Raw genomic sequence first — 7296 nt, 5'->3', positions numbered from 1 at the left:
TCCCATGCCGAACTCAGAAGTGAAACGCAGTAGCGCCGATGGTAGTGTGGGGTTTCCCCATGTGAGAGTAGGACATCGCCAGGCTTTAAATTAAATCTTTAGGTTGACCGACCTGGAGATATGGACGCTCACATAGTGAGTTGACCACTGCGGAGTGGTAGTTCAGTTGGTTAGAATACCGGCCTGTCACGCCGGGGGTCGCGGGTTCGAGTCCCGTCCACTCCGCCACTTATTCAAAAAAGCCCTAATCGAAAGATTAGGGCTTTTTTACGTTTGCCGTTTGGGAAAGTAATTGATACCAACCGGAAAACACTCTGAGCACCTCTATCCAGTCTCTACTGCACATTTTGGTCATGCGATTTATGCATTACAAAAAGCTATTCCAAGCACTACATGCCTGAGAAACAATGTCGTCATTATCATTGAAACTTTGGTTTGCTAGAAAGCGCTGCCTCAACCCACTCCAAACTTGTTCTATAGGGTTAAGCTCGGGAGAATAAGGGGGATATGGATAACGGTGAGGCTCTCAAATTCATCTGCAAGATAGCTCTGATACCAACTCGCTTGATCCATGATAATACCAATCCGGAAAATTAACTGATCAGCTCTATCAAGTCTCTACTGCAGATTCTGGTCACACGATCACTGCACTTCAAAAAGACATTCCAAGCTCGACATACCTGAGAAACGATGTCGTCATAATCATTGAAACTTTGGTTTGCTAGAAAGTGCTGCCTCAATCCACTCCAAACTTGTTCAATAGGGTTCAGCGGAAGTTTAATGACACTGACATTATTAAATTCATTGCCAATATCATAGGCATACCAGCTCGCATTATCCATTATCACGATGGCATTCGGTGGCTTTCGAAAATCTGTTTTAATGCATAACTTGATTTCTTTACTCACCCAAGGAGCAACCATTGCCTCACAAATGTCCTTTGCAAGACAGACAGAACCTTCTGCAGTCTCACCACGGTAGGGTGGGCCCAAAGGTGCATGATTGTGTTTCTGACCGAGCTAGATTCATCTTGAAAACAAACATCAACCTATTCAAGTATTGTATGTCCTGGAGCGAACTTAAAGTATGCAAAAGCTAGCAGTCACATTTCCATTTGAATTATTTTTTGTTGGTTCACAAGTTTTTTGATATCAGTATTATACCAATCACAGTAAGTAGATGGTCATAAAAAGCGCAGGAAAAATGCTTGAGAACAAGGCAGAAATTTTCGATAAGTAGTTATACTACAATCAAAATTTCTAACACCGTTATCGAGTATTTTAACAAGCTAGGATGACCAGTTATTTACTACGATTGGTATTATTATGCCTATCCATTACTATTCAATCCTTAGTTAGCTCTAACTAGAGCATATTGGTATAAGTTAATTAATAGCATTGGCATAAAAAAGCACCAAACTTGTAAGTTTAGTGCTTCTGTTTACGTTGGATATTTCGTCTAGAGGATTTGTTTTAAAACTCGGTCTGCTTTTACCCGAGTGACTTTTTTAATTAGTTTCTGTACTGTATCTGGATAATGCTCAACTTTGTCTAGCTGACGATAAGTACAAATTAACTGGGTATGCTGCAAAATATTGTCAACTTCAGAGCCAAACTTGTCAACTAGATGCTGATGGTGATCTTGAATTAAAATGCCATTTTCTAAATCTAGCTTCCAAGCTCGTGGGTTTAAATTATTCCCTGTGAGTAGCATGTAGCGTTTATCTATCCACAAACCTTTAAGGTGGAAACTGTTCTCTTCATGTTTCCATAAATGTATGGAAAGATTACGACTGGCAATGTGAGCTTCATTGGCTTTGGCAAAACTACGAAGATTTACTTCATACAGATAAGGCAATCCGCCAATTGTCTTAAAATCTTCCTCAGGAGAAATAAAGAAATCATTAGCTGTTTTATCTCCTACAACTATGGTGACTTTTACACCACGTTTTAGGGCCTTTTTCACTTCTTTTGCGATGCTTTTAGGGAAATTGAAGTATGGAGTACAGATGAATACTTCATCTTTAGCTTCCGCTATCAAATGATTTATTGTCTGGTTTAACTTATTGCGTCTTTTTCCAACGCCAACAAGAGGCGTTACCGCAATTTCATTTTCACCAGTTGGTTGATGTGCAAATTTATACTCAGAGTTTGCTAGTGACGCTCTAAGTTGGCGGATATCAGCCTTAATCTCTTTGGTACTTGGTTTATCTCGATCGGTTAAATCATTAACTGCAGAGTTTGCGATCATTTCAGATTGGACGAACTCTACCATACTGTTTGCTAGATCTTTATTCTCAAAGGTATGGTAACGGTCGAATCGGTAGCGTTCTTGGTAATTTAAATAAATATTATTCAAGCTTGCACCGCTATATATAACAGCGTCATCAATAATAAAGCCTTTTAAATGTAAAACGCCAAAGACTTCTCTACCTCGAACTGGAACACCGTAAACAGGCACTTTATGTTCGTATTTTTCGCTGAAAGATTTGTACATTGCCGCATTGCCATCGGACGAATCCGCGCCAATAAGACCACGTTGCGCTCGGTGCCAGTCAACACAAACATTGATATCCAAACCTGGGTTTTGCTGTTTGGCTTCGTACAGAGCAGTCAGAATTTCTCTACCAGCTTCATCATCCTCTAAATACAATGCAATAAGATAGATACGACTTTTTGCAGTCTTAATTGCATCTAATAAACGAATTCTAAAGTCTCTAGCGGATAGAATTACTTCAAACTTGTTAGGGTCTTGCGCGATAGTTGGCAAGTGTTCGAATGGATTTCTATTAGCGATCATCTTGAATTTTTTACCTTAGAGATATGCAAAATTGCGAACCTTCAATTTTACCAAAAACTACTAGCATATGACTAGTAAAGCGGGTTGTATCTTTATTTTTATCCTACAAATTGCATTGGAATGAGATCTTTCCCACTGTTTACATATCGGAGAAAGAGGCATTTTACCGAGTTTGGCATGTCATCAACTTCTACCCGAATAAAAGAATGCTTTTGGTAAAAGAGTTCAAGGTGGCTGTATGCGAAACAATAATCAGATCGTGTGAGAATATTTGACTTGCAATGCGCCATCAACTTATTCGCTAGACCCATTCCTCTTTTTTCTGGAATCGTGAGCATGCCAGTTAGCAGACGGAAATGTTCGATCTCTCTAAACCTCACGACACCACTAAGTTGGTTTGATTCTGAAATGGTGATGATAAGTTCACTTTTCTTTGCTTTAGCTGAAGGGTAGTGATCCTTATACAATTTCTTGATCAGTGGAATTTTGATTGGGTCGAGCTGTTCTATCTTTACTTCTGACATTCAGTCACTGCGCTATTGGTTAGAGTCATGTAGAATTGAAAGAGTGTAAGTTAACTCATAAAGACCATGCAATCATATCCTGACGTAAATTTAGAAAAATATCATACATTCGGCATTAAGCAGAAAGCTCGTTTTCTGGTAGAAGTGACATCAATAAAACAATTAATTGATGTTTTTCAAAACCCTGAATGGGAGGCGTTACCTAAGCTTGTTTTAGGTAAAGGGAGTAACGTTCTTTTTACCGATTATTTTGATGGTGTAGTGATCGTAAATCGAATCTTGGGGCGAGATATTAGTCGTGATGAAAATGATCTTTACTTACACGTTGGTGCAGGGGAAGACTGGCCAACACTGGTAAAATGGACAATCGAGCAATCTATTGGTGGTCTGGAGAACTTAGCATTAATACCAGGGTGTGCGGGATCTGCGCCTGTTCAAAATATAGGCGCTTATGGTATTGAGCTAAAAGATGTCTGTACGTATGTTGATGTTCTTTGCCTTGATACATTTAAGATCAAACGCCTAACAAATGAAGAATGTAAGTTTGGGTATCGTGAGTCTATTTTCAAACATGAATTATACCAAAAGGCTGTTGTCGTCGCGCTAGGTATTTGTCTATCGAAACGATGGGTGCCAAATAATCAATATGGCCCACTTCAAAAGATACCGGTAGACGAATTATCACCTAAAGCTATTTTCGATGAAGTATGTCGAGTGCGTATGGAAAAGTTACCGAACCCTGCGCTGCAAGGTAATGCTGGAAGCTTTTTTAAGAACCCGGTTATTAGCCGTGAAAAATACGAAGGCTTGTTAAGTCAATTTCCTTTGTTAGTGGCTTATCCGTTCGATAATCAATTTAAAGTTGCGGCAGGGTGGCTGATTGATCAATGTGCGTTCAAAGGCGTTGTATGCGGTGGTGCTCAAGTCCATCCTAAACAAGCCCTGGTTTTAGTTAACTCTGATAATGCAAGTGCCGATGATATTGTAAAGCTTGCTGCGAACATTTATCAAACAGTCAAGGATACGTTTGGTATAGAGTTGGAACATGAAGTTCGTTTCATTGGTCGGCAGAGAGAAGTGACACTAACTGAAATCGCGAGTATTCATACATGAAAGAGCACCAAGTTAAATTATCAATATTGAATTCACTTGCCGATGGAAAATTTTATTCAGGTGAAACACTTGGTGAGCTTTTGGGTATTTCGCGCGCAGCGATTAGTAAACATATCAATGGGATCCAGGAGTGGGGGCTTGATATATATCGTGTTCAAGGAAAAGGTTACTGTCTATCTAAGCCGCTAAACCTACTAAATCGAGAGCTATTATCGGAAGGGTTAATTCAGCCTTTCGAGTTGGTACCTATCATCGACTCAACAAATCAGTACTTATTAAATCAAGTTGGAAGCATTGATTCAGGAACAGTTTGTCTTGCAGAGTATCAATCGCAAGGGCGTGGCCGAAGAGGACGGCAATGGATATCGCCTTTCGGTAGTAACCTTTATTTATCAATGTACTGGCGTCTTGATGCAGGTATGGCAGCAGCGATGGGGCTGAGCCTTGTTATTGGTATCGCAGCGGTTGAAGCTCTTGAACAGTTGGGTTTCGAAGGGATTAAACTAAAATGGCCAAATGACCTGTATTACCAAGATAAAAAACTTGGTGGAATATTAGTAGAAATGTCAGGGCAAGCAGGCGGAGCGGCGCATATAGTGCTAGGGATGGGGCTTAATATCTCAATGCGACCTGATATCGATGGTATTGATCAACCTTGGACATCTCTAGATGAACTCGCAGAGTCTCAGTTAGTGGATAGAAATATACTTGCATCCACTCTGATTGGTTCTTGGACAAGCGCACTAAGCGAATATGAACAGTTCGGAATGAAGGGATTTGTAGAACGATGGAATCGATTGGATAACTTTGTTGGAAGAAGCGTTCGCTTGCTTATTGGACCAAGGGAAGTGACAGGTGTTGTAAAAGGAATCGATGACCGTGGCGCTGTGTTACTTGAGACAGAAAATGGAATAGAACCCTATATCGGTGGTGAAATATCGTTAAGAAAGCACGAGATATAAGGTTTAACTGATTATTGTCTGCAAGCTCTACTTACGTAATAAAACTTGCTCTACCGTATGGTTTTTTCCTTTACGCAAAATAAGGTGGGCTCTCTCTCTTGTGGGTTGAATATTTTCTGAAAGGTTCTTACCGTTAATGGATTGCCAAATGTTTCGGGCTTTCAATTCCGCATCTTGTTTAGTGAGTTGAGTGTAATGACTAAAATAAGATCCCGGTTTCGCAAATGCACCTTCTCTGAATTTCATAAATCGCTCGATGTACCACTGTTCAATCAGAGTGCTATCAGCATCGACATAAAGAGAGAAATCCAAAAAATCTGATATAAACACGTGATTGGCCGATTGGACCTGCTCAGGTCCACCCTGCAACACATTTAACCCTTCAATAATTAACACATCGGGTAAATCAACATTTTTCACTTCTGCTGTAATGTCATACGTTAAATGTGAGTAGATCGGCGCTTGCACATTGCGTTTACAAGCCTTCACATCAGAGACAAATTGGATGAGGCGTTTAGTATTATAAGACTCTGGAAATCCTTTTTTGCTCATCAAATTGCGTTGCTCAAGCACCTTGTTTGGATATAGAAATCCATCCGTTGTGATGAGTTCAACTTTTGGGTGGTTTTCCCAGCGAGACAAAAGAGCGCACAATAGTCGAGCGGTTGTACTTTTCCCTACCGCAACACTGCCAGCAATGCCAATGACAAATGGTGGTGCGTGCCCTGTATTGCCGAGAAACTGGTCTAGTACTGAATTACGATTCTGACGAGCGGCAACGTATAGGTTGAGTAGCCTTGATAGTGGAAGATAGATATCAACGGCTTCTTTCATGGTTAAGTTTTCATTGATACCTTGTAGCTCGGCTAAGTCATCCTCTGAAAGTGTCATTGGTACTGAGTTTCTTAACTCCGTCCATTGGCAACGGTCAAAAGACATAAATGGGCTCATATCAACTCTTTAGATAAATGAAAACGTAGAGAATGGAAAATACATCAAGAAGAGCAGAATGAAAATAATAATGCGCCTAGAATTTCTATGAAACGCTTGAATTGGTAAAAAATAAGCCGTATCAGAAGAAACTCGGAAAAAATATTATTTTTTTTCGCTTTAGCTATTGCAAGGTGGAAAATCATTCAATAGAATGCGCCCCACTTGTGCCGACTTAGCTCAGTAGGTAGAGCAACTGACTTGTAATCAGTAGGTCACCAGTTCGACTCCGGTAGTCGGCACCACTTTTTCCTTTATTGAGAAAAAGCTAAAAAATTTGGAGGGGTTCCCGAGTGGCCAAAGGGATCAGACTGTAAATCTGACGGCACTGCCTTCGATGGTTCGAATCCGTCCCCCTCCACCATATTCTAAAGGTAAAATAGCTCCAAAGAGTTGCGTATCGCGTGCATCGTATAATGGCTATTACCTCAGCCTTCCAAGCTGATGATGCGGGTTCGATTCCCGCTGCACGCTCCAATTCTAACGCGCTGGTTTGCTTAGTTGTTTATTTGTCCTTTTCAATAATGGCAAATAAACCTCAATACTGAGTCATTAATATCAGCGCGCTTTTAGCAAACTTTTCCTTTTGATATATACTTAATTGCCATATTTTTTGGTTACGTGGTCGTCAAAGCCACTTATATCCGTACCTAGAGGGACTATTCATGTCTAAAGAAAAATTTGAACGTACGAAACCGCACGTAAACGTTGGTACTATCGGCCACGTTGACCACGGTAAAACAACTCTAACTGCTGCTATCTGTACTACACTTTCAAAAGTGTACGGTGGTGAAGCTAAAGACTTCGCATCTATCGATAACGCTCCAGAAGAGCGTGAGCGCGGTATCACAATCGCAACTTCTCACGTTGAGTACGATACTCCAGAACGTCACTACGCACACGTAGAT

At 40.5% G+C, this 7296-nt stretch carries 7 protein-coding genes, 4 tRNA genes, 1 rRNA gene and 1 pseudogene; 8 read left to right on the top strand and 5 right to left on the bottom strand.

Features of this window, described 5'->3' with window-relative positions; genetic code table 11:
• Positions 1-84: ribosomal RNA gene (gene rrf, locus L4C39_RS19700) — 5S ribosomal RNA — on the top strand; the annotation flags it as partial.
• A 67-nt stretch (positions 85-151) separates the two neighbouring features.
• Positions 152-228: transfer RNA gene (locus L4C39_RS19695), tRNA-Asp, on the top strand.
• A 139-nt stretch (positions 229-367) separates the two neighbouring features.
• Here the strand turns inward: L4C39_RS19695 and L4C39_RS19690 are convergent.
• The 4 genes and pseudogenes from L4C39_RS19690 to L4C39_RS19675 form a co-directional block, all read right to left on the bottom strand.
• Positions 368-493 (bottom strand): annotated as a pseudogene (locus L4C39_RS19690) (IS630 family transposase); the annotation flags it as partial.
• 100 nt (positions 494-593) lie between these two features.
• Positions 594-923 carry a hypothetical protein gene (locus L4C39_RS19685; RefSeq protein WP_429747651.1) on the bottom strand — a complete coding sequence of 110 codons (330 nt, stop codon included), beginning with the start codon at positions 921-923 and terminating at the stop codon, positions 594-596.
• Between the two features lie 535 nt (positions 924-1458).
• On the bottom strand, positions 1459-2799 hold the full coding sequence (pssA, locus tag L4C39_RS19680) for a CDP-diacylglycerol--serine O-phosphatidyltransferase (RefSeq protein ID WP_429747650.1): 1341 nt from the start codon (positions 2797-2799) through the stop codon (positions 1459-1461).
• Positions 2800-2897: 98 nt separating this feature from the next.
• Complete coding sequence (locus L4C39_RS19675) at positions 2898-3323, bottom strand: GNAT family N-acetyltransferase (protein ID WP_113796104.1); 426 nt, start codon at positions 3321-3323, stop codon at positions 2898-2900.
• Between the two features lie 66 nt (positions 3324-3389).
• On the opposite strand from L4C39_RS19675, the gene murB reads away from it, so the two are divergent.
• Positions 3390-4436 carry a UDP-N-acetylmuramate dehydrogenase gene (gene murB / locus L4C39_RS19670; RefSeq protein ID WP_429747647.1) on the top strand — a complete coding sequence of 349 codons (1047 nt, stop codon included), beginning with the start codon at positions 3390-3392 and terminating at the stop codon, positions 4434-4436.
• Entirely contained in the window at positions 4433-5398 is a 966-nt protein-coding gene (gene birA, locus L4C39_RS19665; protein WP_429747645.1) for a bifunctional biotin--[acetyl-CoA-carboxylase] ligase/biotin operon repressor BirA, read from the top strand. Before murB ends, birA begins: the two co-directional genes overlap by 4 nt.
• A gap of 27 nt (positions 5399-5425) precedes the next feature.
• On the opposite strand, the gene coaA is transcribed toward birA, so the two are convergent.
• Complete coding sequence (coaA, locus tag L4C39_RS19660; protein ID WP_371731161.1) at positions 5426-6349, bottom strand: type I pantothenate kinase; 924 nt, start codon at positions 6347-6349, stop codon at positions 5426-5428.
• 208 nt (positions 6350-6557) lie between these two features.
• Between coaA and L4C39_RS19655 the strand changes: the two genes are divergently transcribed.
• The 4 genes from L4C39_RS19655 to L4C39_RS19640 all read left to right on the top strand — a co-directional run.
• Positions 6558-6633: transfer RNA gene (locus tag L4C39_RS19655), tRNA-Thr, on the top strand.
• Between the two features lie 34 nt (positions 6634-6667).
• A tRNA-Tyr gene (locus tag L4C39_RS19650) sits at positions 6668-6752 on the top strand.
• Between the two features lie 38 nt (positions 6753-6790).
• Positions 6791-6865 (top strand) — tRNA-Gly (locus tag L4C39_RS19645).
• A gap of 188 nt (positions 6866-7053) precedes the next feature.
• The coding region (locus L4C39_RS19640; protein ID WP_429747643.1) for a GTP-binding protein at positions 7054-7296 on the top strand (243 nt) is incomplete at its 3' end.

Origin of the sequence: Vibrio clamense (assembly GCF_050337905.1) — a bacterium.
Classification (GTDB): Bacteria; Pseudomonadota; Gammaproteobacteria; order Enterobacterales; family Vibrionaceae; genus Vibrio; species Vibrio cortegadensis.
The sequence above is the reverse complement of the archived record's forward strand: the minus strand, read 5'-3'. Positions and strand labels throughout refer to the sequence as shown.

Coding starts and splice junctions, on each gene's coding strand:
- L4C39_RS19685 (WP_429747651.1), bottom strand. CDS start 923: ATGGTTGCTCCTTGGGTGAGTAAAGAAATCAAGTTATGCATTAAAACA.
- pssA (WP_429747650.1), bottom strand. CDS start 2,799: ATGATCGCTAATAGAAATCCATTCGAACACTTGCCAACTATCGCGCAA.
- L4C39_RS19675 (WP_113796104.1), bottom strand. CDS start 3,323: ATGTCAGAAGTAAAGATAGAACAGCTCGACCCAATCAAAATTCCACTG.
- murB (WP_429747647.1), top strand. CDS start 3,390: ATGCAATCATATCCTGACGTAAATTTAGAAAAATATCATACATTCGGC.
- birA (WP_429747645.1), top strand. CDS start 4,433: ATGAAAGAGCACCAAGTTAAATTATCAATATTGAATTCACTTGCCGAT.
- coaA (WP_371731161.1), bottom strand. CDS start 6,349: ATGAGCCCATTTATGTCTTTTGACCGTTGCCAATGGACGGAGTTAAGA.